General features: G+C 74.2%; 24 protein-coding genes. 19 read left to right on the plus strand and 5 right to left on the minus strand.

Going from position 1 to position 25,205, the window contains the following annotated elements; genetic code table 11:
• Positions 1 to 55: 55 nt before the first annotated feature.
• Positions 56 to 979, plus strand: coding sequence for a haloalkane dehalogenase (locus ABKW28_RS14185; protein ID WP_348610701.1), 924 nt, complete (start codon positions 56 to 58; stop codon positions 977 to 979).
• A 34-nt stretch (positions 980 to 1,013) separates the two neighbouring features.
• Here ABKW28_RS14185 and trpS read toward each other — a convergent pair whose 3' ends face one another.
• Positions 1,014 to 2,000, minus strand: a complete 987-nt coding sequence (trpS, locus tag ABKW28_RS14190) for a tryptophan--tRNA ligase (protein ID WP_348610704.1) — start codon at positions 1,998 to 2,000, stop codon at positions 1,014 to 1,016.
• A gap of 244 nt (positions 2,001 to 2,244) precedes the next feature.
• Here trpS and ABKW28_RS14195 point away from each other — a divergent pair, with 244 nt between their 5' ends.
• The 5 genes from ABKW28_RS14195 (at position 2,245) to ABKW28_RS14215 (ending at position 6,398) form a co-directional block, all read left to right on the plus strand.
• Complete coding sequence (locus ABKW28_RS14195) at positions 2,245 to 3,438, plus strand: acetoin utilization protein AcuC (RefSeq protein WP_348610707.1); 1,194 nt, start codon at positions 2,245 to 2,247, stop codon at positions 3,436 to 3,438.
• Between the two features lie 172 nt (positions 3,439 to 3,610).
• A complete protein-coding gene (locus ABKW28_RS14200) occupies positions 3,611 to 3,817 on the plus strand; it encodes a helix-turn-helix domain-containing protein (protein ID WP_193668073.1) in 207 nt (68 codons plus the stop codon).
• Between the two features lie 90 nt (positions 3,818 to 3,907).
• The gene (locus tag ABKW28_RS14205; protein WP_008356322.1) at positions 3,908 to 4,009 is read left to right on the plus strand and encodes an AURKAIP1/COX24 domain-containing protein; all 102 of its coding nucleotides are present in this window, start codon (positions 3,908 to 3,910) and stop codon (positions 4,007 to 4,009) included.
• Between the two features lie 87 nt (positions 4,010 to 4,096).
• Positions 4,097 to 5,182, plus strand: coding sequence for an NAD-dependent epimerase/dehydratase family protein (locus tag ABKW28_RS14210; RefSeq protein ID WP_348610710.1), 1,086 nt, complete (start codon positions 4,097 to 4,099; stop codon positions 5,180 to 5,182).
• Entirely contained in the window at positions 5,175 to 6,398 is a 1,224-nt protein-coding gene (locus tag ABKW28_RS14215; protein WP_193668071.1) for a lysophospholipid acyltransferase family protein, read from the plus strand. The genes ABKW28_RS14210 and ABKW28_RS14215 overlap by 8 nt, the downstream gene beginning before the upstream one ends.
• Before the next feature lie 57 nt (positions 6,399 to 6,455).
• Here ABKW28_RS14215 and ABKW28_RS14220 read toward each other — a convergent pair whose 3' ends face one another.
• The 3 genes from ABKW28_RS14220 to ABKW28_RS14230 form a co-directional block, all read right to left on the minus strand.
• Positions 6,456 to 7,679, minus strand: coding sequence for a DUF5667 domain-containing protein (locus ABKW28_RS14220; RefSeq protein WP_348610713.1), 1,224 nt, complete (start codon positions 7,677 to 7,679; stop codon positions 6,456 to 6,458).
• A 121-nt stretch (positions 7,680 to 7,800) separates the two neighbouring features.
• Positions 7,801 to 8,640 carry a sigma-70 family RNA polymerase sigma factor gene (locus ABKW28_RS14225; protein ID WP_193668069.1) on the minus strand — a complete coding sequence of 280 codons (840 nt, stop codon included), beginning with the start codon at positions 8,638 to 8,640 and terminating at the stop codon, positions 7,801 to 7,803.
• Positions 8,641 to 8,806: 166 nt separating this feature from the next.
• Complete coding sequence (locus ABKW28_RS14230) at positions 8,807 to 9,691, minus strand: HAD-IB family hydrolase (RefSeq protein ID WP_193668068.1); 885 nt, start codon at positions 9,689 to 9,691, stop codon at positions 8,807 to 8,809.
• A 141-nt stretch (positions 9,692 to 9,832) separates the two neighbouring features.
• On the opposite strand from ABKW28_RS14230, the gene ABKW28_RS14235 reads away from it, so the two are divergent.
• The 7 genes from ABKW28_RS14235 (at position 9,833) to hemB (ending at position 17,695) form a co-directional block, all read left to right on the plus strand.
• Entirely contained in the window at positions 9,833 to 11,530 is a 1,698-nt protein-coding gene (locus ABKW28_RS14235; protein ID WP_348610716.1) for a class I adenylate-forming enzyme family protein, read from the plus strand.
• Complete coding sequence (locus ABKW28_RS14240; protein WP_193668066.1) at positions 11,527 to 11,775, plus strand: glutaredoxin family protein; 249 nt, start codon at positions 11,527 to 11,529, stop codon at positions 11,773 to 11,775. Before ABKW28_RS14235 ends, ABKW28_RS14240 begins: the two co-directional genes overlap by 4 nt.
• A 222-nt stretch (positions 11,776 to 11,997) precedes the next feature.
• On the plus strand, positions 11,998 to 12,720 hold the full coding sequence (locus ABKW28_RS14245; RefSeq protein WP_193668065.1) for a redox-sensing transcriptional repressor Rex: 723 nt from the start codon (positions 11,998 to 12,000) through the stop codon (positions 12,718 to 12,720).
• Positions 12,717 to 14,012, plus strand: a complete 1,296-nt coding sequence (locus ABKW28_RS14250) for a glutamyl-tRNA reductase (RefSeq protein ID WP_193668064.1) — start codon at positions 12,717 to 12,719, stop codon at positions 14,010 to 14,012. The genes ABKW28_RS14245 and ABKW28_RS14250 overlap by 4 nt, the downstream gene beginning before the upstream one ends.
• Positions 14,009 to 15,025 (plus strand): hydroxymethylbilane synthase, encoded by a 1,017-nt coding sequence (hemC, locus tag ABKW28_RS14255; protein WP_193668063.1) that lies wholly within the window; start codon positions 14,009 to 14,011, stop codon positions 15,023 to 15,025. Before ABKW28_RS14250 ends, hemC begins: the two co-directional genes overlap by 4 nt.
• On the plus strand, positions 15,022 to 16,671 hold the full coding sequence (locus ABKW28_RS14260) for a uroporphyrinogen-III synthase (protein WP_193668062.1): 1,650 nt from the start codon (positions 15,022 to 15,024) through the stop codon (positions 16,669 to 16,671). The genes hemC and ABKW28_RS14260 overlap by 4 nt, the downstream gene beginning before the upstream one ends.
• A gap of 19 nt (positions 16,672 to 16,690) precedes the next feature.
• Entirely contained in the window at positions 16,691 to 17,695 is a 1,005-nt protein-coding gene (gene hemB, locus ABKW28_RS14265; protein ID WP_204797236.1) for a porphobilinogen synthase, read from the plus strand.
• A gap of 30 nt (positions 17,696 to 17,725) precedes the next feature.
• On the opposite strand, the gene ABKW28_RS14270 is transcribed toward hemB, so the two are convergent.
• The gene (locus tag ABKW28_RS14270; RefSeq protein WP_348610719.1) at positions 17,726 to 18,913 is read right to left on the minus strand and encodes a lytic murein transglycosylase; all 1,188 of its coding nucleotides are present in this window, start codon (positions 18,911 to 18,913) and stop codon (positions 17,726 to 17,728) included.
• Between the two features lie 342 nt (positions 18,914 to 19,255).
• Here ABKW28_RS14270 and hemL point away from each other — a divergent pair, with 342 nt between their 5' ends.
• From hemL to ccsB, 6 genes are read left to right on the plus strand one after another with little or no spacing between them, the layout of a single operon-like run.
• A complete protein-coding gene (hemL, locus tag ABKW28_RS14275) occupies positions 19,256 to 20,569 on the plus strand; it encodes a glutamate-1-semialdehyde 2,1-aminomutase (protein ID WP_348610766.1) in 1,314 nt (437 codons plus the stop codon).
• Positions 20,566 to 21,246 (plus strand): histidine phosphatase family protein, encoded by a 681-nt coding sequence (locus ABKW28_RS14280; protein ID WP_348610722.1) that lies wholly within the window; start codon positions 20,566 to 20,568, stop codon positions 21,244 to 21,246. The genes hemL and ABKW28_RS14280 overlap by 4 nt, the downstream gene beginning before the upstream one ends.
• A complete protein-coding gene (locus ABKW28_RS14285) occupies positions 21,246 to 21,815 on the plus strand; it encodes a TlpA disulfide reductase family protein (protein WP_193668058.1) in 570 nt (189 codons plus the stop codon). Before ABKW28_RS14280 ends, ABKW28_RS14285 begins: the two co-directional genes overlap by 1 nt.
• Positions 21,812 to 22,567 carry a cytochrome c biogenesis protein CcdA gene (locus ABKW28_RS14290; RefSeq protein WP_341230444.1) on the plus strand — a complete coding sequence of 252 codons (756 nt, stop codon included), beginning with the start codon at positions 21,812 to 21,814 and terminating at the stop codon, positions 22,565 to 22,567. The genes ABKW28_RS14285 and ABKW28_RS14290 overlap by 4 nt, the downstream gene beginning before the upstream one ends.
• The gene (locus ABKW28_RS14295) at positions 22,564 to 24,180 is read left to right on the plus strand and encodes a cytochrome c biogenesis protein ResB (RefSeq protein ID WP_348610725.1); all 1,617 of its coding nucleotides are present in this window, start codon (positions 22,564 to 22,566) and stop codon (positions 24,178 to 24,180) included. Before ABKW28_RS14290 ends, ABKW28_RS14295 begins: the two co-directional genes overlap by 4 nt.
• Positions 24,177 to 25,187, plus strand: coding sequence for a c-type cytochrome biogenesis protein CcsB (ccsB, locus tag ABKW28_RS14300; RefSeq protein ID WP_193668055.1), 1,011 nt, complete (start codon positions 24,177 to 24,179; stop codon positions 25,185 to 25,187). Before ABKW28_RS14295 ends, ccsB begins: the two co-directional genes overlap by 4 nt.
• Positions 25,188 to 25,205 lie beyond the last annotated feature (18 nt).

Genomic DNA, 25,205 nt, shown 5'->3' on the forward strand with positions numbered 1-25,205 from the left:
TGCCCCGACCCCGCCCCGAAGCCGTCCGACCCTCCGACCAGATGGAGCGCCACCCGTGAAGACCCTGCGCACCCCCGACGACCGCTTCGCCGACCTGCCCGACTTCCCGTGGCAGCCGTCGTACGCCGAGCTCACCGATCCCGACGGCGGCGAGCCGCTGCGGATGGCCTACCTCGACGTGGGGCCCGCCGAGGGCTTCGACGACGCCCCGGTCGCGCTGCTGCTGCACGGCGAGCCGTCGTGGTCCTTCCTCTACCGCCACGTGATCGGGGTGCTGGCCGCCGCCGGCGTGCGCTGCATCGCCCCCGACCTGATCGGCTTCGGGCGCTCCGACAAGCCGACCCGGCCCGAGGACCACAGCTACGCCCGCCACGTCGAGTGGGTGCGCGAGCTGGTCGTCGACGACCTCGACCTGCGCGACGTCACCCTGGTCGGGCAGGACTGGGGCGGGCTGATCGGGCTGCGCCTGGTCGCCGAGAACCCCGACCGCTTCGCCCGCGTCGTGGCCGCCAACACCGGCATGCCCACCGGCGACTTCGACATGCCCGAGATCTGGTGGCAGTTCCGCAAGGCGGTCGAGGGCGCCGACCACCTCAACGTGGGCCGCTTCGTGGAGTCCGGCTGCGTGCGCGGGCTCAGCGACGAGGTGCGCGCGGCGTACGACGCCCCGTTCCCCACCCAGGAGATGGTCGCCGGGCCGCGGGCGATGCCCGGCCTGGTGCCGACCAGCACCGACGACCCGGCCACCGAGGCCAACCGGGCCGCCTGGGAGGCGCTGGGGCGCTGGGAGAAGCCGTTCCTGGTGGCGTTCTCCGACTCCGACCCGATCACGGGGGCGATGGCGCCGCTGATGAAGAAGCTGGTGCCCGGCACCCGCGAGGTCGAGCACCCGGTGATCGAGCGCGCCGGGCACTTCCTGCAGGAGGACGCCGGCGCCGAGCTCGGCCACGCGGTGGCCGACTTCATCGCCGCGACCTGACCGCCGCGTCCTGGGCCGGGGTCGCCGCGGCGGGTCACAGCCCCATCGCCGCCTCGGCGGCCGCCAGCACCGGCGCGGTGACCTCGCGGCAGCGCGCCTCCCCGGCGTCGTACGCCGCGCGGAGACGCTCCGGGTCGGCCAGCAGGTCGGCGTGGCGGCGCTGCACCGGCTCGAGCACCCCCACGACGGCGTCGGCGACCGCCCGCTTCAGCGCGCCGTAGGTGCTGATGCCCTCGGCGGAGCCCCCGCAGGCGACGAGCACGTCGAGCAGGTTGGTGACGCCGGGCTTGGCCGCCCGGTCCGCGCGCACCGCGCCCGGCCCGGTGTCGCTGTCGGTGACCGCGCGGGCGACCTTGCGCCGCACCACGTCGGGCGGGTCGAGCAGGCCGACCACCCCGGAGAGGTCGGTGCTCGACTTGCTCATCTTCTCGGTGGGCCGCTGCAGGTCCATCACCCGCGCGCCGGCGGGTGCCACCACGATCTCGGGCACGGTGAAGACCTCGCCGTAGGTGCGGTTGAAGCGCACCGCGAGGTCGCGGGCCAGCTCGACGTGCTGGCGCTGGTCGTCGCCCACCGGCACCTGGGTGGGCCGGTAGAGCAGGATGTCGGCGGCCATCAGCACCGGGTAGGTCAGCAGCGCCGCCCGGCTCGAGCCGTCGGTGCGCCGGCGCTGCTTGAACTGGATCATCCGCCCCAGCTCGCCGCTGGAGGCCACGCACTCGAGGAGGTAGGCGAGCTGGCGGTGGGCGGGCACCCGGCTCTGCACGAAGAGGGTGCTGGGTCCGAGCCCCGCCGCGAGGAGCAGCGCGGCCAGGTCACGGGTGCGCTCGCGCAGCAGGCGGGGGTCGTGGCCGTCGGTGAGGGCGTGCAGGTCGCTGACCCCCACGAAGCAGTCGTGGGCGTCCTGGCCCGCGACGAGTGGGCGCAGCGCGCCGAGCAGGTTGCCGAGGGTGGGGCGCCCGCTCGGGGTGACGAGCGAGAGCCGGCGGGGGCCGGTGGCGGTGGTGGGCTGGGTGGACATGTCGTCTCCTGGTGGGTGCGTGCCCACGCGTGGCTGGTCCGCAGAAGACGAACGGCCGCCCGTGGGCGGCCGTGGGATGAGGAAGGTGCGCTCGATCGGTGGTCCGCCGTCAGGCGGCCCACCACTGCGAGCACGACGCCGGGCCCGCGGACGGGCTCGGGGCGGGGCTCGGGGTGGTGACCAGCACGTGAGCAGGCTAGCGTCGGGAGTGGCCGGCGTCACCTGCGGCGGTAGCGTCGGGCCCGTGCTCGCCTGCTCCGGACCCTCGACCGTCGTCTTCGACCCCCGCCTCACGGAGTACGACTTCGGCGTGGGCCACCCGATGTCGCCGGTGCGGGTGGACCTGACGATGCGCCTGGCCCAGGAGCTCGGCGTCGTGGCCGGCCCCGGTGGCCTGCGGCAGGTGCCGGCGCCGATCGCCTCCGACGACCTGCTGGCCACGGTCCACGAGCCGGCCCTCCTCGAGGCGGTCCAGGACGCCGGACGGCGGGTCCGGCCCCGGCTCGACGTGGGCCTGGGTACCGACGACAACCCCGTCTTCGCCGGCATGCACGAGGCCGGCGCCCACGTCGTGGGTGCCACGGTGGAGGCCTGCCGGCAGGTCTGGAGCGGCGAGTCGCTGCACTCGGCCAACATCACCGGGGGGCTGCACCACGCCATGCCCGACCGGGTCAGCGGGTTCTGCGTCTACAACGACATCGCGGTGGGCATCCGGACCCTGCTCGACCAGGGCGCCGAGCGGGTGGCCTACGTCGACATCGACGTCCACCACGGTGACGGGGTCGAGAAGATCTTCTGGGACGACCCGCGGGTGCTGACGATCTCGCTGCACGAGACCGGGCAGGTCCTCTTCCCCGGCACCGGGTTCCCCCAGGACCTGGGCGGCGCGGGGGCCGAGGGCAGCGCCGTCAACGTGGCGCTGCCGCCCGGCACGTCCGACGGGGGGTGGCTGCGTGCCTTCCACGCCGTGGTCGGGCCGCTGCTGCGGGAGTTCGCCCCCCAGGTGCTGGTCAGCCAGCACGGCTGCGACTCCCACGCCGACGACCCGCTGGCCCACCTGATGCTGTCGGTCGACGGGCAGCGCGCCGCCCACGAGGCCCTGCACGACCTGGCCCACGAGGTCGCCGACGGTCGCTGGGTGGCGCTCGGCGGCGGCGGCTACGAGCTGGCCTCGGTGGTGCCGCGCTCGTGGACCCACCTGCTGGCCTGCGTCGCGGGCACCCCGCTCGACGTGCAGACCGCGACGCCCGGCGCGTGGCAGGAGCACGTGCAGCGGCTGCTGGGCCAGGTGGCCCCCCGCAGGATGACCGACGGCGTGACGCCGGCGTACCGGGACTGGGCGCTGGGCTACGACCCCGACACCTGGCTGGACCGGGCCGTCCAGGCCACCCGCGTGGCCGCCTTCCCGCTGCACGGGCTCGACCCCCAGCCCTGGTGACCAGATGGCCCAGAAGGGTCATTTGCAAGCCGACACGCCGAGTTCTGGCGAGTCACTTGCGATTGCCTCTTCCCCACGAGTCACTCCAGGCCCTATTCTCACCACTGCGTGGCCGTGGAGTCGCCGGCGGGGAAGCCGGCGGACGTGCCACCCAGGAAGTCGGTGCAAGCTCATGGTGACCAGCTCCTCCGGAGACATCTCCGAGGCCAAGTTCCTGACCGTTGCCGAGGTCGCCGCGATGATGCGGGTCTCGAAGATGACGGTCTACCGCCTCGTGCACAACGGCGACCTGCCCGCGGTCCGGGTCGGGCGCTCGTTCCGGGTGCGCGAGGAGGACGCCAACGAGTACATCCGCAAGTCCTTCTACGACGCCGGCTGAGCCGATTCTCCCAGCCCGGCACCGGCCCAGTAGGCTGTCCCGGTCTCTCGCGTCTCTGCGCGGGACCACCAGCTGGGAAAGGAACAACCTGTGGGTTCGGTCATCAAGAAGCGGCGCAAGCGCATGGCCAAGAAGAAGCACCGCAAGCTGCTGAAGAAGACGCGCGTCCAGCGTCGCAAGCTCGGCAAGTAGTCGCGGGCCACCGCGCGGGCCAGGGGCCCGCGCCGGTGGCGCACCACCCAACACGTCGTCGACACTTCTCGAGGATCGGGCGCGCACATGGGCAAGGTCGTCCTGGTGACCGGGGTCTCACGCGACCTCGGGCGTCGGTTCGCGCGCGCCCTGGCCGCCGATCCCGGCGTCACCCGGGTGATCGGCGTCGACGCGGTCCCGCCGCGCGGCGACATCGGTGAGGTGTCGTTCGTGCGTGCCGACATCCGCACCCCGGTCATCGCGAAGGTGATCGCGAAGGAGGACGTCGACACCGTCGTCCACATGAGCGTCATCGCCACCCCCGGCAGTGCCGGCGGGCGGGGCACGATGAAGGAGCTCAACGTCATCGGGACGATGCAGCTGCTCGCCGCCTGCCAGCGCGCGCCCGGCGTGCGCGACGTGGTGGTCAAGTCGACCACCACCGTCTACGGCGCCAGCAGCCGCGACCCGGCGATGTTCACCGAGGACATGGAGCCGCGCCGCGCGCCGCGCGTCGGCTACGCCAAGGACGTCGCCGAGGTCGAGGGCTACGTGCGCGGGTTCGCGCGCCGACGCGGCGACGTGCGGGTCACCCTGCTGCGCTGCGCCAACGTCGTGGGCCCCCACGTGCAGAGCCCGCTGACCTCCTACCTGCGCCTGCCCGTGGTCCCCACGGTGGCCGGCTACGACCCGCGCCTGCAGCTGCTGCACGAGGACGACCTCTTCGCGGTCCTGCACCACGCGGTCACCCACGAGGTGGCCGGCACCTTCAACGTCGCCGGCGACGGCGTCCTGATGCTCTCGCAGGCGCTGCGCCGGCTGCGCCGCCCGACCCTGGCCCTGCCCGGCTTCGCGGTCGGCTCGCTGGGCTCGGCGCTGCGCTCGGCCCGCGTCGCCGACTTCTCGCCCGAGCAGGTCGCGTTCCTGACCTACGGCCGCGGGGTCGACACCACGCGGATGCGCGAGGAGCTCGGGTTCCACCCGGCACGCACGACCGCCGAGGCGCTCAGCGACTTCAGCGCGACCCTGCCGCGCACGGGCGGGCGGGCCGAGCGGCTGCTCGACGGCCTCGCCGCGGCCTTCCCCGAGCCGGTGGGCGACACCGACCGGCCCGAGGCGCTGCACCCGGTCGACGACGACGTGCGACGAGTCCCGGGAGGTCACCATGGGTGACGCCGAGATCATCCCCATCGGCACCCGCGGCCGCCCCGGTCGCGGCGCGGGCACGCAGCCGTCCTCGGCGGCCCGCGGCCTGGCGGGGCCGGGGCGTCGCGCCGGCGCCAAGCCCGGTGCCGACGACCAGCGCCTCACGCCCGACCGCACGGACCCGGCCGGCGAGCAGCCGCCGCAGGACGAGACCACCACCGCGTCCGAGACGCCGGGCGACGAGCCGGCTGCCGAGCGCACCGAGGGCTCGGGCCACGAGCAGCAGGGCGAGGACCGGCCGGCACCGCCGCGGGCCCCGGTCGCCACCGAGGAGCGCCACCCCTCGGCCGGCATCCCGGTCGGGGACTGGCTCTCGGCCTTCCAGCACGCCGCGCGCGAGCTGTTCGGCGAGGAGTGGGAGGGCCAGCTGGCGCGGTTCCTGGCCTTCCTGCGCCGCCGCGTCACCGGCGACTACGTCGTCGACGAGTACGGCTTCGACGCCGAGGTCACCCAGCGCTTCTTCATGGCCGCCCTGCGTCCCATCGCGCAGAAGTGGTTCCGCATCGAGGTCCGCGGGATCGAGAACATCCCCGCCGAGGGCGGCGCGCTCGTCGTCTCCAACCACTCCGGCACCGTGCCCGTCGACGGGCTGATGACCATGGTCTCGATCCACGACCACGCCGAGCGCTTCCTGCGCCCGCTCGGTGCCGACCTGGTCTTCCGCGTGCCCGTGGTCAACGCCCTGGCCCGCAAGGGCGGCGCCACCCTGGCCTGCCAGGAGGACGCCGAGCGGATGCTGCGCGGCGGTGAGCTCGTCGGGGTGTGGCCCGAGGGCTTCAAGGGCATCGGCAAGCCGTACGCCGAGCGCTACAAGCTGCAGCGCTTCGGTCGCGGCGGCTTCGTCTCGGCCGCGCTGCGCACCGGGGTGCCCATCGTGCCGCTGTCGGTGGTCGGCGCCGAGGAGATCTACCCCCTGGTCGGCAACGTGCCCTCGCTGGCGCGGCTGCTCGGGGTGCCCTACATCCCGATCACCCCGCTCTTCCCGCTGCTGGGCCCGCTGGGGCTGGTGCCCCTGCCGTCGAAGTGGCTGCTGGAGTTCGGGGAGCCGATCCGCACCGACGAGTTCGAGGACGGCGCGGCCGACGACCCGATGCTCGTCTTCAACGTCACCGACCAGGTGCGCGAGACGATCCAGCAGACGCTCTACACGCTGCTGCGGCAGCGCGAGTCCGTCTTCCGCTGAGCGGGGACCACCGCGCCGGCTCGCGCGAGCGGGTGCTCCGGCGCGGCGCCGCCGGGGTCAGGGAAGCAGCGGGTCGGTGAGGCCCTCGACGAGTCCGGTGACGCCCTCGACGACGTCCTCGACCGTGCCGGAGACCGCGCCACCGCCGCCCTTGCCGCCGCCGCTGCCGGTGGGCGTGCCGGTGCCGGGCAGGTTCTCGGTGAGGCCCGACAGCGGGCCCTGGCCGCTGCCCGAGCCATCGGAGCCGGACGGCCCGCTCGCGCCGGCGCCCTGCGTGGGCGTCGCGCCGGGGGTCGGCAGGGTCACGGTGCCCGGAGGCGTGCTGGTCGAGGGCGCGCCGCCCGCACCGGAACCGTCGCCCTTCTTGCCCGAGCCGGCCTTGCCGGAGCCGTCCTGCGACCCGGTGGCGGCCCGGTCGTCGCCGGCGGGCGGCGTGACGAGGTCGCCCAGCAGGGCCTCGGCGGCGTTGACCAGGAAGGTGGGCACCTGGCCGATCGTGGAGCCGGAGCACGTGGGGCAGAGCTGCTGGGTCGTCTGGTCGATCTCGGCGAGCAGCGTGCCGGCGGTGACCAGGACGTCCTGGGCCGGAGCCGGCAGCACCGCGGAGAGGTCCTCGAGCACGCCCATGCTGTCGACCGTGAACTCCTGCAGCTCCACGATCGTGGTCTCGTCGCCGGTCTCGGCGTAGTCGCCGAGCAGGACCTGGCTGGCCTCGGAGGCCTGCTCGGTGAAGCTGACCAGCGTGCTCTCGATGGCCTCGAGGTCCTGGCCCTCCTCGTCGCGCGAGAGGGCGTCGACCTCGGCGAGGCGCCCGGCGGCGTGGGAGAGCAGGCTCCCGCCGCGGCGCTCGTCGCTGGTGCTGACGCCGGTGGCGACGTTCTCGATGGCGCGCTTGAGCGGGTAGAGCACGTCGCCGGGCAGTGCCGACTGCGAGGCGACCGCCATGGTGCTCGAGGCGCCGACGATGGCCAGGCCACCGACGGCGGCAGCGATCCGACGGTCACGGCGGGTGCGCTGGGGCGCCACGCTCAGGCGGGCCGCGGTCGCGGGCGAGGCCGTCGCGGCGGGGCGCAGCTCGGCGGCCGCGGCGGTCATCAGCTGCTGGCGCAGGTCGGACACGAACTCGGGGCGGGCCTGCGGCTGCGGGCTGGAGCGCAGGGCGCCCACCACGTCGAGGAGGTCGTCGAACCGTGCGTCCTCGACCGGCCGGCCCGCGGCGCGGGCCTCGACCAGTGCGTCGAACTCCTCGGCACGTCGTCGTGCCGCGAACACGGGGCTCATCGGCGGGATCCTTCTCGGTGGTCGGTAGGGAGCGGCGAGACGTCGGGGCGACGTCTCGACACCCGGCTCAACGACCGGTCGCGACGGTTGGTTACGGGCTGTGACGCAGGCGTCATGACGCTCATCGCAGGCCCTCCGGCATCAGCTTGGCGAGGTTGCGGACCCCCCGCAGCTGCAGCTGCTTGATGGCCCCGTCGCTGCGCCCCAGCACGGCGGCCGTCTCGGCGATGCTCATTCCCTGCAGGAAGCGCATCACCAGGCAGTCGCGCTGCTCGTCGGGGAGCTCGGTCAGCGCCTTGAGCAGGATCTCGTTCGTCAGCCCCGCCAGCACCACCGCCTCGGGCCCCTCGGTGGCGTCGTCGTGCTGGCCCATGTCCTCGGTGGTCATCTCGAGGCGGGTCCGCCCGGCCTTGAAGTGGTCGGTGGCCAGGTTGCGGGCGATCGTCATCAGCCAGGCGCCGAAGTCCTTGCCCTGCCAGCGGAAGCCCTGCATCGAGCGCAGCGCCCGGAAGAAGGTCTCGGACGTGAGGTCCTCGGCCAGCGTCGCCGAGCGGGTGCGGTGGAACAGGAACCGGTAGACCGAGCCCTGGTAGTGGTCGTAGAGCAGCCCGAAGGCGTCCACGTCGCCCTTGCGGGCCAGCTCGACCAGGGCGATCAGGCGCTGGCGGTCGGTCGCGGACTCCTCCGACGACGTCGCGAGGGCGCTGTCGTCGTAGCCGCCGGGCGTGGCCGGCCCGGCGGGCCCGTCGACCTCCGCGTGCAGGCTGTCGTCGGAGACCGTCTGCAGCAGCAGGTCGAGCAGCCGCGAGGGGGGCGCGCCCGGCGTGGCGGCCGAGGCCAGGGCCGGCGTGAGGGACGGGCCGAGCGAGGAGGTGGCGGCGGTGGCGTCGTCGAGGGCGCGGAGGACGAGTCGGCGCAGGGCGGCGAAGCCGTGCGTCACCTCGTCGGCGTGCCACGCCATCTGCGGAACCCTCCCATGCACGCTCTCTCCCAGAGCGGATTCGAGGGTACGACGGATCGGTGCCGCTGGGAACAGGAACAGTCGTATACCGAAAGAAGTTCCTGGAGCGGCCCGAGGCGCGGGCCGCAGCGGTCCAGACCACCCGCGTCGACGGGACGCCGCCCGGTCAGCGTCGGCGCGAGCGCAGCGCGACACCGGCCGCCACGGTGCCGCTGAGCGCCCCGGCCGCCGCCCCGACCACCAGCCCGGCGCGGGCGGCCTTGCGCCCGGTGCGGTAGTCGCGGATCCGCCAGCCCGCCTCGCGTGCGTGGGCGCGCAGCCGGGAGTCGGGGTTGATGGCGCAGGGGTCGCCGACCATGCTCAGCATCGGCAGGTCGTTGTAGGAGTCGGAGTAGGCCGAGCAGGCCTGCAGGTCGAGCCCCTCGCGGTCGGCCAGGGCGCGCACCGCCTCGGCCTTCGCGGGGCCGTGCAGCATGTCGCCCACCAGGCGGCCGGTGTAGACGCCGGCGTCGTGCTCGGCCACGGTGCCCATCGCGCCGGTGAGCCCGAGCCGCCGGGCGATGACCTGGGCGATCTCGATGGGCGCGGCGGTGACCAGCCAGACCCGCTGGCCCTGGTCGAGGTGCAGCTGGGCCTGTGCCCGGGTGCCGGGCCAGATCCGGTGGGCCATCGCCTCGTCGAAGATCTCCTCGGTGAGCTCCTGCAGCTCGGCGACGGTGTGCCCGGCGATGAAGCCCAGCGCCGAGGAGCGGGCGTCGGCGACGTGCTCGGGGTCCTCGACCCCCACGACCCGGAAGTAGGCCTGCTTCCAGGCGGCGCCGGCGATCTCGCGGGTGGTGAAGAACTTGCGCCGGTGCAGGCCGCGGGCCAGGTGGAAGATGCTCGCGCCCTGCATGATCGTGTTGTCGACGTCGAAGAAGGCCGCCGAGGTGGGGTCGCTGGGGGTGACCAGCGCCGTCTCGACCTCGGCTGCGGCCGCGGCCGCCTCGCCCGCCAGCGTGGAGCGTTGCTGGAGGTTCGGCAGGGTCCGGCGCTCGGCGGGCGGGGTCACGCCGCCACCCTAGGAGATCGTGGCCCCGGGTCCCAGGGGACCGGCCGCGGCCCGTGGGCCGGGCCCGGCCCCGGGTTCCGCGGGTTCCGCGGGTTCCCCGGGCCGCCTGTCGTGGCGGCGACGATGTGGGAGCATCGCCTGATGGACCACGGCAGCACGCGGGGGCGTCCCGACGACGACGTCGACCAGGTCGCACCGCAGCCCGAGGACCTCAGCGACCTCGTCGTCGCCGCGGCGGCCGAGTCGCCCGACAAGCTCGCCCTGGTCGAGGCCGACGGCCGCAGCGTGACCTGGGCCGAGCTCGAGGACGAGGTGGCGCGGCTGGCCCACGGCCTCTCCGAGGCAGGGGTGGTCGCCGGCTACCGCGTCGTGCTGGCGCTCGAGAACACGATCGAGTTCGTCACCACCTACCTCGCCGTGCTGCGGGTCCACGCCGTGGCCGTGCCGGTGAACCCGCGCTCCACGCCCGGTGAGCTCACGCGGATGCTGGCCGACTCCGGCAGCCGCCTCGTGGTGGCCGGGCCCGCCGCCCTCGACGTCGTACGCCGCGCGGTCACCGACCTCGCGGCCGCTCGCGCCGCGGGTGACGCGGGCGACGCGGGCGAGGACCTGCCGCCCGAGCTGCTGGCGCGGGCGGCCGAGCCGCGCGTCGTGGTGGTCGGCTCCGAGCCGGGGCCGGGGGAGTGGGCCTTCTCGGCGCTGCGCGCCGACGCGACCCCGGTCGAGGTGCCCCGGGTGCGCGACCGCGAGCGGCTGGCCGTGCTGCTCTACACCTCGGGCACCTCCGGGCACCCGCGCGCGGCGATGCTCAGCCACCGGGCCCTGCTGGCCAACATCGACCAGGTGGGCGCGGTCCGGCCGCCGATGATGCACGGCGACGACGTGGTGCTCGGGGTGCTGCCGCTCTTCCACGTCTACGGGCTCAACGCCGTGCTCGGCAGCGCCCTGCGCCACCGCGCCAAGCTGGTGCTGGTGCGCGAGTACGACCCCGAGACCATCCTCGACGTCGTCGACGACGAGGCGTGCAGCGTGCTGCCGGTGGCGCCCCCGGTCTTCCGGCACTGGCGCGACGAGGAGGCCCTGGCCGAGCGGCTCGGCCCGGTGCGGCTGATCCTGTCGGGCTCCGCCCCGCTCGACCCGGTCTCGGTCGCCCGCTTCAGCGCCGCCACCGGCCTGGTCGTGCACCAGGGCTACGGGCTGACCGAGGCGGCGCCGGTCGTGACCAGCACCCTGTGCGTGGCGGGCCCCGGCGACCCCGGCGAGCCGGCCGCGCCGACCCCGGGCTCGGTCGGCAGCGTGCTGCCCGGCATCGAGGTGCGCCTGGTCGACGAGTCGGGCCGGGCGCCCGAGCCGGGGGACCCGGGCGAGATCCAGGTGCGCGGCGCCAACGTCTTCAGCGGCTACTGGCCCGACGGGTCCGACGGCCCCGACGCCGAGGGCTGGTTCTCGACCGGCGACGTCGGCCTCCTCGACCCGCGCGGCGAGCTCTTCCTGGTCGACCGGGTCAAGGAGCTGGTCATCGTCTCGGGCTTCAACGTCTACCCCAGCGAGGTGGAGGACGTCGTGCGCGAGGTCGCCGCGGTGCGCGAGGCGGCCGTGATCGGGGTCGGCGACGACGAGACCGGCGAGGCGGTGCTGGCCTTCGTGGTCGCCCCGGGCGCCGAGCGCGACGAGGTCGTCGCCGAGGTGCGGGAGCACTGCGCCGAGCGCCTGGCCCGGTTCAAGGTGCCCAGCCGCGTCGAGGTCGTCGACTCGCTGCCGGTGACGGTGACCGGCAAGGTCCGCAAGGGCACGCTGCGCGCCCAGGAGCGCCGGCGCACGGTGGAGCTGCTCTCGTGAGCGCCACCGACCCGCGGGTGCGGCTGCTCACCCGGCCCGGCTGCCACCTGTGCGACGACGCACGCGCGGTCGTGGAGGCGGTCTGCGCCGAGCTGGGCGAGCGCTACGACGAGCTCTCGATCGACGACGACCCCGAGCTGGCCCGTCGCTACGGCGAGGAGATCCCGGTGACCCTCGTCGACGGCCGCCAGCACGACTACTGGCGCGTCGACCCGGTGCGGCTGCGCCGGGCACTGGGCGCCTGACCAGTCCGGACCAGTCCGGAGCAGCCCGGAGCGGCGCTCGCGGCCCCTCGGTGACCGGGCCGCGGAGGTCCGGCGGGGCCGGTGGGGGTGGGGGTTCTCACATGTGCTAGCCCACCTGCCGGACCGGTCCCCGCTCGGTTTGTTCTCGCGTTCACAAACTCCTACAGTGGCGAGGTCGCTCGGACGATCCGGGGCCCCTCGGTCCCCGTCCCGCGGCTGGGCATGGAGAGCACTGAAGTGACCGAACGGACCCCCTCCGAGGCGTCGCGGGACATCCCCGAGGCGACCGTCGCGCGGCTGCCGGTCTACCTGCGAGCCCTCACCGCGCTCTCCGAGGCCGGCACCGCCACCTGCTCCAGCGAGCACCTGGCCACCGCGGCCGGGGTCAACAGCGCCATGCTGCGCAAGGACCTCTCCCACCTCGGCAGCTACGGCACCCGCGGGGTCGGCTACGACGTGGAGTACCTGCGCTACCAGATCGCGCGCGAGATCGGCGTGACCCAGGACTGGCCCGTGGTCATCGTCGGCATCGGCAACCTCGGGCACGCGCTGGCCAACTTCTCCGGCTTCCGCAGCCGCGGCTTCCGGGTGGTGGCCCTGCTCGACGCCGACCCCCGCCGTCACCAGGAGGTCGTGGCCGGCGTCGACGTGCGCCCCTTCTCCGACCTCGAGGCGATCGTGCACGAGCACGGCGTCGCGATCGGCGTGATCTCCACCCCCGCCCCCGCGGCCCAGGACGTCGCCGACCACATGGTGGCCGCCGGCATCCGCAGCATCCTCAACTTCGCCCCGACCGTGCTCGCCGTGCCCCCCGGGGTCGACGTGCGCAAGGTCGACCTGTCCATCGAGCTGCAGATCCTCGCCTACCACGAGCAGCGCAAGGCGCTGGGTGCTGCGGCCGTCGAGCGTCCCGTCGACGGGGCGCTGGAAGGAAGGCCCGCATGAGCGTCCTGGTCGTGGGGCTCTCCCACAACTCCGCCCCCGTCTCCCTGCTCGAGCGCGTCGCCGGCACCGACGACGACAGCGTCGCCAAGCTGGTGGGCGCGGCGTCCGGCGCCGCCCACGTCACCGAGGCCACGGTGATCTCGACGTGCAACCGGCTGGAGATCTACGCCGACGTCGACCGCTTCCACGGCTCGGTGGAGGAGCTCTCGACCCTGCTCGTCGAGCGGGCCGGCGAGAGCACCGAGGCGATGCTGCCGCACCTCTACGTGCACTACGACGACGGCGCGGTCTCACACCTCTTCCAGGTCGCGGCGGGCCTGGACTCGATGGCCGTCGGGGAGGGCCAGATCCTGGGCCAGACCCGTGAGGCGCTGCGACTGGGCCAGGAGCTCGGCACGGTCGGGCCGGCCCTCAACAGCCTCTTCCAGCAGGCGCTGCGCGTCGGGAAGCGCTCCCGCGCCGAGACCGACATCGACCGGGCCGCCCCGTCGCTGATCGCCTCCGCGCTGCGCCGCGCCAGCAGCACCCTGGGCGACGTCGCCGGTCGCCGCGTCGCCGTGCTCGGCGCCGGGTCGATGGCCGGGCTCGCCACCGCGACCCTGGCCCGCCACGGCGCCGCCGACATCGTCGTGCTCAACCGCACCGCCGAGCGCGCCGAGCGGCTGGCCCGCGAGTACGGCGCCCGCACGGCCCCCGTGGCCCGCCTCGCCGACGAGGTCGGCGAGGTCGACCTGCTGGTCACCTGCACCGGCGCCACCGGCGTCCAGGTCGGGGCGGCGATGCTCGAGGAGACGATGGGCGGTCGCCCGCTCACCATCATCGACCTGGCCCTGCCCCACGACGTCGACCCGGCCGCCGCCGAGGTCGAGGGCATCACCCTGATCAACCTCGCGGCGCTGGCCAGCGAGGTCGACGACACCGAGGCCGGCACCGAGGTGCGCGCGGTACGCGACATCGTCACCGAGGAGGTCGCCGCCTTCCTGACCGCGCGGCGCCAGGCCAGCGTGACCCCGACCGTGGTCGCGCTGCGCTCGATGGCCACCGGCGTCGTCGACGCCGAGATGTCGCGCCTCGAGAGCCGGCTGCCCGAGCTCGACCAGGCCGCGCGGGCCGAGGTGCTGCACACCGTGCGGCGCGTCGCCGACAAGCTGCTGCACGAGCCGACGGTGCGGGTGCGCGAGCTGGCCAACGAGACCGGCGCCGTGTCGTACGCCGCCGCGCTGGCCGAGCTCTTCGCGCTCGATCCCGAGGCGGTCTCCGCCGTGACCAGGCCGGAGGGACTCTCCTCATGACCGGTCCCACGCACCCCACCGCCGACAGCACCGTCGATCCCGCCGCCCTGCCGCCCGTGCGGGTGGGCACCCGCCGCTCGAGGCTGGCCACCACCCAGTCCGGCCACGTCGCCGAGATGATCCGCCAGCGGCTGGGCCGCGAGGCGGTGCTGGTCGAGGTGACCACCGACGGCGACCGCAGCCAGGCCGCCGGCACCTCGCTGGTCGGCTCCTCCTCCACGGGCGTCTTCGTCAGCGCGCTGCGCGACGCGCTGCTGAGCGGCGAGGTCGACGTGGCGGTGCACTCGCTCAAGGACGTGCCGACCTACCCGGCCGAGGGGATCGTGGTGGCGGCCGTGCCGCTGCGCGAGGACCCGCGCGACGTCGTCGTCGCCCGCGACGGGCTGACCCTGGGCGAGCTGCCGGCCGGCTCGGTGGTCGGCACCGGCTCGCCGCGCCGCGCCGCCCAGCTGCACGCCCTCGGTCTCGGTTTGGAGGTGGTGGGCGTTCGTGGCAACGTCGACACCCGGATCGGCAAGGTCCGCAGCGGCGCCTACGACGCCGTCGTGCTGGCTCGGGCCGGCCTGTCCCGCATCGACCGGCTCGCGGAGGTCACCGAGGTGCTCGACCCGCTGCAGGTGCTGCCCGCTCCCGGGCAGGGTGCGCTCGCCGTCGAGTGCCGGGCCGGCGACGAGCTCGCCGCCCAGCTCGCGGTGCTCGAGGACGCCCCGACCCGCGCGGCCGTCGACGCCGAGCGGGCGGTGCTGGCGACGCTCGAGGGCGGCTGCTCGGCCCCCATCGGGGCGCTGGCGGAGGTCGTCGAGGGCGAGGACGACGAAGAGCTCTGGGTGAGGGCCGTGGCGCTCTCGCCCGACGGGACGCTCACGGTGCGGATGTCCGCCACCGGGAGCCCCGCCGACGCCGTGGGCGTCGGGACCCGGTTGGGAGCAGAGATGCTCGCCGACGGGGCAGGACAGCTGGGCCAGCCAGGTCCAGCAGCCACCACCGAAGCAGACAAGGTGCGAGAAGCATGACGCGAGGCAAGACCACGACCGAGTCGAACGAGCGAGCACGCGGCTGGGTGTCGTTCGTCGGCAGCGGCCCCGGCGACCCCGACCTGATGACCCTGCGCGCGGTCGAGCTGCTGCGCCAGGCCGAGGTGGTCGTCACCGAGTCGCCCGAGCACGTGGAGCTGGTCTCCCGGCTTCTCGGGACCGGCGTCGCGGAGGCCGCACCCGGCACCCCCGAGGTCGTCGACGGCGGCTTCGGCGAGGACGGGCAGCCGCTGACGCACGCCGCGCGCGCCAAGGTGGTGCTCAAGCACGCCAAGAAGGGCCGCCGCGTGGTCCGCCTGATGACCGGCGACCCCTTCCTCTACGCCTCCGGGCCCGAGGAGGCCCAGGCGTGCGCCAAGGCCGGCCTCGGCTTCGAGATCGTGCCCGGCGTCTCCTCGGTCGGCGCCGTCCCGGCGTACGCCGGCATCCCGCTGACCACCAAGGACCACCGCGAGGTCGCGGTCGTGACCTGCGACGGCACCGTCGACTGGAGCCGGTACGCCGACGACCGCACCCTGGTGCTGCTCTCCGGGGTGGGCCAGGTCGCCGAGATCGCCAAGGCGCTCGTCTCGGCCGGCCGCTCGCCGGCCACCCCGGTCGCGATGACCCGGGTCGGCACCACCACCGAGCAGGCCACCGTCACCTCCACGCTCGCCGACATCGGCGCCGACGCCCGCGCCGCCCGGATGGCGCCCCCGGCGGTCGTCGTGGTCGGCAAGGTCGTCGACCTGCGCGAGACCCTGTCGTGGTTCGAGACCAAGCCGCTCTTCGGCTGGCGGGTGCTGGTGCCGCGCACCAAGGACCAGGCCGGCCCGCTGACCACCCGCCTGCGCGGCTACGGCGCGGTGCCCGAGGAGGTCCCCACGATCTCCGTCGAGCCGCCCCGCAACCCCCAGCAGATGGACAAGGCCGTGCGCGGCCTCGTCGAGGGCCGCTACGAGTGGATCGCCTTCACCTCCGTCAACGCGGTCAAGGCCGTGCGCGAGAAGTTCGAGGAGTACGGGCTCGACGCCCGCGCCTTCTCGGGGCTCAAGATCGCCGCGGTCGGCGACAAGACCGCCGGCGCCATCGCCGACTGGGGCCTGCGCGCCGACCTGGTGCCCTCGGGCGAGCAGTCCGCCGCCGGCCTGCTGGCCGACTGGCCCGAGTACGACGACGTGCTCGACCCGATCAACCGGGTCTTCCTGCCGCGCGCCGACATCGCGACCGAGAACCTGGTCGCCGGCCTGGTCGACCTGGGCTGGGAGTGCGACGACGTCACCGCCTACCGCACCGTGCGCGCCACCCCGCCGCCGGCGCCCACGCGCGACGCCATCAAGTCGGGCAAGTTCGACGCGGTCGTCTTCACCTCCTCCTCCACCGTGCGCAACCTGGTCGGGATCGCGGGCAAGCCGCACCCCTCCACCGTGATCGCGGTGATCGGTCCGGCCACGGCCAAGACCGCCGAGGAGCACGGCCTGCGCGTCGACGTGCTCTCGCCCAAGCCCGACGTCGAGGTGCTCGTCGACGCCCTCGCCGACTTCGGTGCCGCCCGCCGGCTCGCGCTGCTCGAGGAGGGCCAGCCGGTCACCAGGCCCTCCGAGCGCAAGCCCGCGGCCCGGCGCCGCGCGACCTCGCGGTCCTGAGCGGGTCGGGGGAGCCACGATGAGCACCGAGGGAGTCGAGGGCGCGGTGGCCGGGCCGGTCGTGCGGCCCCGCCGGCTGCGCACCACCCCGGCCATGCGCCGGATGGTCGCCGAGACCCAGGTGGCCCCGCGCCAGCTGGTGCTGCCGCTCTTCGTGCGCGAGGGGCTCAGCGAGCCGCAGCCGATCTCCTCCATGCCCGGGGTCGTGCAGCACACCCGCTCGAGCCTGCTCGCCGCGGTCGCCGAGGCGGCCGAGCTCGGGCTGGGCGGGGTGATGCTCTTCGGCATCCCCGAGACCCGCGACGCGACCGGCTCGGCCGGCATCGACCCCGCCGGCATCCTCAACCTCGCCATCACCGACGTCGTGGGCGAGGTCGGCGACGCGCTGACGGTGATGAGCGACCTGTGCCTCGACGAGTTCACCGACCACGGACACTGCGGCCTGCTGACCCCCGACGGCCGGGTCGACAACGACCGCACGCTCGCGGCGTACGCCGAGATGGCGCGCGCGCAGGCCCACGCCGGCGTCGACATGGTCGGGCCCAGCGGGATGATGGACGGCCAGGTCGCGGTGGTGCGCGAGGCGCTCGACGCCGCCGAGCACAGCGACGTCTCGATCCTGGCCTACTCCGCGAAGTACGCCTCGGCGTTCTACGGCCCGTTCCGCGAGGCGGTCGACTCGTGCCTCGAGGGCGACCGGCGCACCTACCAGCAGGACCCCGCCAACGCGGTGGAGGGCGTGCGCGAGGCGCTGCTCGACGTCGCCGAGGGCGCCGACGTGGTGATGGTCAAGCCGGCCCTGGCCTACCTCGACGTGGTGCGCCGGGTGCGCGACGCCGTCGACGTGCCAGTGGCCGCCTACAACATCTCCGGCGAGTACGCCATGGTCGAGGCCGCGGCCGCGAACGGCTGGATCGACCGCGAGGCCGCGATCCTCGAGACGCTCGGCTCGATCCACCGCGCCGGCGCCGACGTCATCCTGACCTACTGGGCGGCCGAGGCCGCCCGGCTGCTGCGCGCCTGAGCGCTCGGGCGCGAGCGCGGTCGGGGCGGGCTACTTGCCCATGTAGCCGTTCACGCACTTGTCGAACGGGTCGGTGCTGCTCAGGATGTTGTCGACGTAGCCGTCGAGCGTGCACTGCAGCACCGCCTGGGCGTAGCTGAGCACCTCGTCGACGACCGACACGCTGGTCGAGGGCAGCGCCGGCAGCGTGGGCGTCGGCGCGCCGGGGATGCCCAGGCCGCCGCCGGAGCCGCCGTTGCCTCCGCCGACCGGGCCCGCCGGTGCGGTGGGCTGCGGCTCGGGGGCCGGCTCGGGAGCCGGGGCCGGGGCCGGAGCCGCGGAGCCGGTGCCCTGCTGCGAGCCGCTCGGCTGGGGTGCCTTGGTCGGCTTGGGGGGCTTCGGCGGCGTGTACGTCGGGTCGGGGGCGAAGGTGGCCGCGGCCAGGGTGTTGGTGGGCACCGAGGTGTAGTCGCCGGACATGTAGGCGTCCATGATCGAGAGCACCAGGTCGACGTACTCGTCGGAGTTGTTGTAGCGGAAGACCGCCGTCTCCTGCCCCGCGGTCGTGGACAGGTCGTCGTCGCCCGAGCACAGGTAGACGGCCGTGCCGAGCGCGGCGTCGTCGACGTCCTGCGGGTCGCGCTGGCCGTCGCCGTCGGCGTCGACGCCCACGACCGACCAGGTCGAGGGGATGAACTGCATGGGGCCGATCGCCCGGTCGTAGGTGGTGTCCTTGTCGAACTGGCCGGCGTCGGTGTCGCGGATCAGCGCGGTGCCGCGCTTGCCGTTGAGGGCGATGCCGTAGATGCCGGGACGGGCCACGCCGTCGTCGTCGAGCACGTTGCCGCCGTAGCGGCCGTGGTCGGACTCGACCCGGCCGATCGCCGCGATCAGCTGCCAGGTCACGTTGCAGGACTTGTCGGCCTCGTTGATGACCGTCTCGGCGCGCTGGTAGGCGGCCAGCGCCGCGGAGGGGATGTCGGAGTTGGAGGCGGTGGCCACGACGCGCTGGGCGTTCTTGCCGCGCAGGCCGGCGGCGACGACGTCGCCGGTGGACACGCTCGCGGGGGCCTCGATCGCCCCGGTCGGCACGCTGGTGCCGTCGGGCAGCGCGGAGACCTCGGTGGGGACCACGACCTCCTCGGAGGCGTTGATCGTCGCGGGGGAGGCCCCGACCAGGCTGGCGGTGACCGCGGCCGAGAGCAGGCCCAGCGGCACCAGGGCCGTCGTCCTCTGCAACCGGCCTGTTCGCTGTGCGGGCATCGCGTCGTCTCCCCTTGTGGTCCTGCCGGCTGGTCTGCGCCGGCGCTGCTGGTAGGTCGTGCTCCCTCAAGCACCTGTGACCGACCTAACGATCCTCCCATACCGACGTTACGGTCTCAGCCGTTCACCGGAGCCCGGGCCGCGGACGGCGGGCCGCCCACACCCCTGACGGTGCCCCCCGGCCGGCGGCACCAAACCCGGCCACGTCCGGGGCCCGCGCCGTGGGCTGGACCACCCGGCCGCGCGGCGGGCCGACACCGGCGTGACGCGCTTGTCGGCGGTGGGGACAATGGCCGGGTGAGCGCAGCCCAGCAGCACGTGACGACCGACGCCTCGGCGGAGATGTTCCGCCGGGCCCACCGCGTGACCCCGGGCGGGGTGAACTCGCCGGTGCGCGCGTTCAACGCCGTGGGCGGCACGCCACGCTTCATCCGCTCCGCGCAGGGCGCGTGGCTGCACGACGTCGACGGCAACTCCTACGTCGACCTGATCTGCTCGTGGGGCCCGATGCTGCTGGGCCACGCCCACCCCGAGGTGCTCGAGGCGGTGCAGGCGGCGGTCGCGCGCGGCACGTCGTACGGCACCCCGACCGAGCCGGAGGTGGAGCTGGCCGAGGAGATCGTCGAGCGCACCTCGGTCGAGAAGGTCCGCTTCGTCTCCTCCGGCACCGAGGCGACGATGTCGGCGATCCGGCTGGCGCGCGGCTTCACCGGCCGCGACGTCGTGGTGAAGTTCGCCGGCTGCTACCACGGCCACGTCGACGCGCTGCTGGCCTCGGCCGGCTCGGGCCTGGCCACCTTCGCGGTGCCCGGCACCCCGGGCGTGCCGGCGTCGTCGACCGAGCTGACCCTGGTGCTGCCCTACAACGACCGGGCCGCGGTCGAGGCGGTCTTCGCCGAGCACGGCGACCGGATCGCCTGCCTGGTCACCGAGGCGGCCGCCGGCAACATGGGCGTGGTGCCGCCCGAGCCCGGCTTCAACGAGTTCCTGGCCGCGACCTGCGCCCGCCACGGCGCGCTGTTCGTCAGCGACGAGGTGATGACCGGCTTCCGTGTCTCGCGGCAGGGCCAGTGGGGCCTCGACGGCGCCGTCGAGGGCTGGCGCCCCGACCTGGTCACCTTCGGCAAGGTGATGGGCGGCGGCTTCCCCGCCGCGGCCTTCGGCGGCCGGGCCGACGTGATGGGCCACCTCTCGCCGGAGGGGCCCGTCTACCAGGCCGGCACGCTCTCGGGGAACCCCGTCGCCACCACCGCCGGCCTGGCCACCCTGCGCCTGGCCACCCCCGACGTCTACGACCACCTGACCCGGGCCGGCGAGACCATCAAGGCCGCGACCGCCGACGCGCTCGGCGCCGCCGGGGTCGCGCACACGATCCAGTCGACCGGCACGATGTTCTCGGTCTTCTTCAGCGAGGGGCCCGTGCGCGACTTCGACGACGCCTCGCGCACCGACACCGCGGCGTACGGCGCCTTCTTCCACGCGATGCTCGAGCGCGGCGTCTACCTGCCGCCGTCGGCGTACGAGGCGTGGTTCCTCTCCGCCGCCCACGACGACCGCGCGGTGCAGACCGTGCTCGACGCCCTGCCCGAGGCCGCCCGTGCGGCCGCCGCGACCGAGAGGCCCGTGCGATGACCGGCACCCCCGACACGATCGTCCACCTGCTGCGCCACGGCGAGGTGCACAACCCCGACGGCGTCCTCTACGGCCGCCGCGACGGCTTCCACCTCTCCGACCTCGGCCACCGGATGGCCGAGCGGATCGCCGAGCAGATCGGGCACCGCGACATCGTGCACCTGCGCTCCTCGCCGCTCGAGCGGGCCCAGGAGACCGGCCGGCCGCTGGCGAGGGCCCTGGGCCTCGACATCGTCACCGACGAGCGCGTCATCGAGTCGACCAACGTCTTCGAGGGCGAGCAGTTCGGGCCGGGCCGCAACGCCCTGAAGAAGCCCGCGACGTGGCGGCACCTGTGGAACCCCTTCAAGCCGTCGTGGGGCGAGCCCTACAAGGAGGTCGTCGCGCGGATGATGAGCGCGGTGCACGACGCGCGCCGCGAGGCGCAGGGCCACGAGGCCGTCGTGGTCTCCCACCAGCTGCCGATCTGGACGACCCGGCTCGCGGCCGAGGGACGCTCCTTCCTGCACGACCCACGCAAGCGCCAGTGCACGTTGTGCTCGCTGACCTCCCTGCACTTCGTCGGCGAGCGCCTCGCGCAGGTCTCCTACTCCGAGCCCGCGGGCGACCTGATCCCGACCGGCGACCGCTCGGCGCCGTTCTCGGCGGGCGGCGCGGCGGAGGAGGACCGGCCTTGATGCTGCGCCCGGCACTCGCGGCCGCGCTGCTGCTGCTCACCGGCTGCTCGTCGCTGGCCGGCACCAACGACGCGGGCTACGTGCCCGGCGACGGTCAGGTCGCGGAGTACGAGGTCGGCGACCGCGAGGGCCCGATCGAGCTCTCCGGCGAGACCGTCGACGGCGGCACCTACGACCTGGCCGACCAGCGCGGCAAGGTCGTGGTGGTCAACGTGTGGTGGAGCGGTTGCGGGCCGTGCATCAAGGAGATGCCGATGCTCACCGAGGCCGACGCCGAGACCGGCGACGACGTCGCCTTCGTGGGCATCAACATCCGCGACAACTCCGCCGCCGACGCCCAGGTCTTCGAGGACCGGCTCGGCGTCGACTACCCCTCGCTCTACGCCCCCGACGGCCAGGCGCTGCTGGCCTTCCCCGGCCGCACCTCCCCGAAGGCCACGCCCTCGACCCTGGTGCTCGACGCCGAGGGCAGGGTCGCCTCGGTGATCAGCGGCGAGATCCCCTCCAAGACCACGCTGCTCACGCTCGTCGAGTCGGCCCAGGAGTCGGTCCGGGGGTCCGCCTCGTGACCGACTGGCTGCAGCAGACCGCCTCCTCGGGCTCGCTGGCCCTGGCGGTGCCGGTGGCCGTGCTGGCCGGGCTGGTCTCGTTCTTCAGCCCGTGCGTGCTGCCGCTGCTGCCCGGCTACTTCTCCTACGCCACCGGGCTCTCGGGGGCCGACATCGCCGAGGGGCGCGGCAGCCGCGGCCGGATGGTGGCCGGCTCGGTCCTCTTCGTCGCCGGCTTCGGAGCCGTCTTCGTGACCCTGGGCGCCCTGGCCGGGTCGGTCAGCACCTGGATCCGCTTCAACCAGTCGACGCTCAGCTTCTGGCTCGGCCTGTTCACCATCGTGCTGGGCCTGGCGTTCATCGGGCTGGTGCCGTGGCTGCAGCGCGACCTGCGGGTGCACCGGGTCCCGGCCGTCGGGCTGGGCGCCGCGCCCGTGCTCGGGTTCCTCTTCGGCCTGGGCTGGACGCCCTGCATCGGGCCGACGCTGGGGGTGATCCTCGGACTGGGCTACAGCGAGGGCACCGCCGGTCGCTCCGCGCTGCTGCTGGCCTTCTACACCCTGGGCCTCGGGGTGCCGTTCGTGCTGGCCGGGCTGCTGTGGCGCCGCGCGCTGGGCGCCTTCGCCTGGGTGCGCCGCCACCAGGTCTGGGTGACCCGCGCCGGCGGACTGATGATGGTCGCCGTCGGCGTGCTGCTGGTCACCGGCTGGTGGGACTACGCGGTCACCTGGCTGCAGGGCGAGCTGGTCTCCGACTTCGAGGTGGCGATATGACCGGCACCGACCTCGACGCGGCCACCGGGGCGGGCTCCGGTGGCGACCCCCGCCCCGACGGCCGGCGCGCCGGCGAGCTGACCCCGCGCGAGCTGGGCCGCTGGGCCTGGCGCCAGCTGACCTCGATGCGCACCGCGCTCATCCTGCTGCTGCTGCTCGCCCTGGCCGCGGTGCCCGGCTCGGTGGTGCCGCAGCAGGGCGTCGACGCGCTCGCCGCGTCGCGCTGGCGCGAGGACCACCCCAGGCTCACCCCGGTCTACGAGTGGCTGGACCTCTTCGACGTCTACGGCTCGGTCTGGTTCGCGGCCATCTACGTGCTGCTGATGATCAGCCTCATCGGGTGCATCATCCCGCGCACCCTCGTCTACGCCCGCAACATCCGCGCGGTCCCGCCCACCGCGCCGCGCAACCTGGCCCGCCTGCCCGACCACGCGTCGTACGAGAGCGAGGAGGGGGTCGAGGAGGTACTCGAGCAGGCCCGCGCCGAGCTGCGCCGCCGTCGCTACCGGCTGCGGCCGGCGGAGGCCGACGGGCCGGGCGCCGCGGCGGTCTCCGGCGAGCGCGGCTACCTGCGCGAGGTCGGCAACCTCGTCTTCCACCTCTCCATCATCGTGGTGCTGGTGGGCTTCGCGATGGGCAGCCTGCTGGGCTACAAGGGCGGCGTGATCGTGCTGGTCGGCAACGGCTTCTCCAACAACCTGACCCAGTACGACGACTTCGTGCCCGGCTCGGCCTTCTCGGCCGCCGAGATGGAGCCGTTCTCCTTCGACGTCGAGGACTTCGAGGTCGAGTGGCTCACCGAGGGCCGCGCCCAGGGCCAGGCCCGCAACTTCGTGGCGCAGCTGCGCTACCGCGAGGAGCCCGGCGCCCCCGAGCAGGACTACGACCTGCGCGTGAACCACCCGCTCCAGATCGGCGACTCCGAGGTCTTCCTCGTCGGCCACGGCTACGCCCCGGTGATCACGGTGCGCGACGCGCGCGGCGAGGTCGTGGCCAGCGGGCCGCGGGTCTTCCTGCCGCAGGACCAGAGCTTCCTGTCCTTCGGGGTCGTCAAGGCCCCGGCGGCCGAGCCCGACGGGCTGGGCCTGGAGGGGCTCTTCTACCCGACCTTCGTCAACATCGGCGGCGACCCGGTCAACGTCATGGGCGACACCCTCAACCCGGCGATCTCGATGCTCGTCTACCGCGGCGACCTGGGCCTCGACAGCGGGCGCTCGCAGTCGGTCTACATCCTCGAGAAGGACGACGCCGAGCAGGTGACCCAGCCCGACGGCAGCCCGCTGCGCGTCGACCTGCAGCCGGGTGCGACCCAGGAGCTGCCCGACGGCCTGGGCAGCATCACCTTCGAGGGCGTGCAGCCGTGGGTGCGGGTGCAGGTCAGCCAGAGCCCCGGCAAGGTGGTGGCCCTCGTCGGGGTCGTGGCGGCCCTCGTCGGGCTGCTCGGCAGCCTTTTCATCCGGCCCCGCCGGGTCTGGGTGCGGGCGCGCCGCGAGGACGGGCGCACCGTCGTCGAGCTGGCCGCCCTCGACCGCTCGGGTGGCGGGGACGTCGCGCTGGTGCTCGCCGATATCGTGGAGGCGTTGCGTCCCGCAGCGCAGAAGGAGCAGTCATGACCGACCCGTCCTGGGAGGCGTTGAGCCAGCAGGCCGTCGCCGCCGCCGGTGCCGTCTACTTCCTGGCGATGCTGTCGCACCTGGTGGAGTGGAGCCTGCTGCGCAAGGTCCCGGCCTCGGCCGAGGTCGCGCGCGTCTCGGCGGGCGCCGGGGGAGACCTCGCCCTCGACGAGGCCGGCCCCGACGCCTCGGGCGCCGACGACACCCACGAGCGGCGGGTGCTGATGGCCGGCCGGCTCGGGCTGCTGCTGACCTGGCTGGGCGCCGGCGTGCACCTGGTCGCACTGGCCTCGCGCGGCATGGCCGCGGACCCCAACCGGGTGCCCTGGGGCAACATGTACGAGTTCACGCTGTCGGGCACCTTCGTGGTCGCGGCGCTCTACCTGGCCACCCGCCGTCGCTTCGCCCTCGGCTGGATGGCCCCGATCGTGGTCTCCACCGTGCTCGTGCTGCTGATGGTCGCCGAGATCTGGCTCTACGCCCCGGTCTCGCCGCTGACCGAGGCGCTGAACTCGCCCTGGCTGGTCATCCACGTCGTCTCCGCCGTGATCGCCACCGGCGCCTTCACGCTCGGTGGCATCACCTCGGTGCTCTACCTGCTCAAGGAGCGGGCCACCGCCAAGCACCCCGAGCGCACCACCGGCTACCTGGCCCGGGTGCCGGCCCCGGCCGTCCTCGACCGGGTCTCCTACCGCATGCACGCCTTCGGCTTCCCGGTGTGGACCTTCGCGGTGCTCATCACCGGGCCCATCTGGGCGCACGAGGCGTGGGCGTCGTACTGGAACTGGGACCCCAAGGAGGTCTGGGCCTTCATCACCTGGGTCGTGTACGCCGCCTACCTGCACGCCCGCTCCACGGCCGGCTTCAAGGGCCGCAACGCCGCGATCATCGCCCTCGTCGGCCTGGCGACCCTGTGGTTCAACTTCATCGGGATCAACTTCTTCTCCAGCAGCTCCCAGCACTCCTACGCCGACGCCTCCAGCGCCGTCGCCTCGCCCCTCGACTGACGAGCAGTCACTTTCGCA

The organism is Nocardioides sp. 31GB23, from assembly GCF_040012395.1.
GTDB lineage: Bacteria > Actinomycetota > Actinomycetes > Propionibacteriales > Nocardioidaceae > Nocardioides > Nocardioides salarius.

What these genes read in the sequence shown, in the direction of transcription:
- trpS (WP_348610704.1), bottom strand. Translation starts at nt 2,000, where the DNA reads ATGTCCACCCAGCCCACCACCGCCACCGGCCCCCGCCGGCTCTCGCTC.
- ABKW28_RS14200 (WP_193668073.1), top strand. Translation starts at nt 3,611, where the DNA reads ATGGTGACCAGCTCCTCCGGAGACATCTCCGAGGCCAAGTTCCTGACC.
- ABKW28_RS14210 (WP_348610710.1), top strand. Translation starts at nt 4,097, where the DNA reads ATGGGCAAGGTCGTCCTGGTGACCGGGGTCTCACGCGACCTCGGGCGT.
- ABKW28_RS14215 (WP_193668071.1), top strand. Translation starts at nt 5,175, where the DNA reads ATGGGTGACGCCGAGATCATCCCCATCGGCACCCGCGGCCGCCCCGGT.
- ABKW28_RS14220 (WP_348610713.1), bottom strand. Translation starts at nt 7,679, where the DNA reads ATGAGCCCCGTGTTCGCGGCACGACGACGTGCCGAGGAGTTCGACGCA.
- ABKW28_RS14225 (WP_193668069.1), bottom strand. Translation starts at nt 8,640, where the DNA reads ATGGCGTGGCACGCCGACGAGGTGACGCACGGCTTCGCCGCCCTGCGC.
- ABKW28_RS14235 (WP_348610716.1), top strand. Translation starts at nt 9,833, where the DNA reads ATGGACCACGGCAGCACGCGGGGGCGTCCCGACGACGACGTCGACCAG.
- ABKW28_RS14245 (WP_193668065.1), top strand. Translation starts at nt 11,998, where the DNA reads ATGGAGAGCACTGAAGTGACCGAACGGACCCCCTCCGAGGCGTCGCGG.
- ABKW28_RS14250 (WP_193668064.1), top strand. Translation starts at nt 12,717, where the DNA reads ATGAGCGTCCTGGTCGTGGGGCTCTCCCACAACTCCGCCCCCGTCTCC.
- hemC (WP_193668063.1), top strand. Translation starts at nt 14,009, where the DNA reads ATGACCGGTCCCACGCACCCCACCGCCGACAGCACCGTCGATCCCGCC.
- ABKW28_RS14260 (WP_193668062.1), top strand. Translation starts at nt 15,022, where the DNA reads ATGACGCGAGGCAAGACCACGACCGAGTCGAACGAGCGAGCACGCGGC.
- hemB (WP_204797236.1), top strand. Translation starts at nt 16,691, where the DNA reads ATGAGCACCGAGGGAGTCGAGGGCGCGGTGGCCGGGCCGGTCGTGCGG.
- ABKW28_RS14280 (WP_348610722.1), top strand. Translation starts at nt 20,566, where the DNA reads ATGACCGGCACCCCCGACACGATCGTCCACCTGCTGCGCCACGGCGAG.
- ABKW28_RS14285 (WP_193668058.1), top strand. Translation starts at nt 21,246, where the DNA reads ATGCTGCGCCCGGCACTCGCGGCCGCGCTGCTGCTGCTCACCGGCTGC.
- ABKW28_RS14295 (WP_348610725.1), top strand. Translation starts at nt 22,564, where the DNA reads ATGACCGGCACCGACCTCGACGCGGCCACCGGGGCGGGCTCCGGTGGC.
- ccsB (WP_193668055.1), top strand. Translation starts at nt 24,177, where the DNA reads ATGACCGACCCGTCCTGGGAGGCGTTGAGCCAGCAGGCCGTCGCCGCC.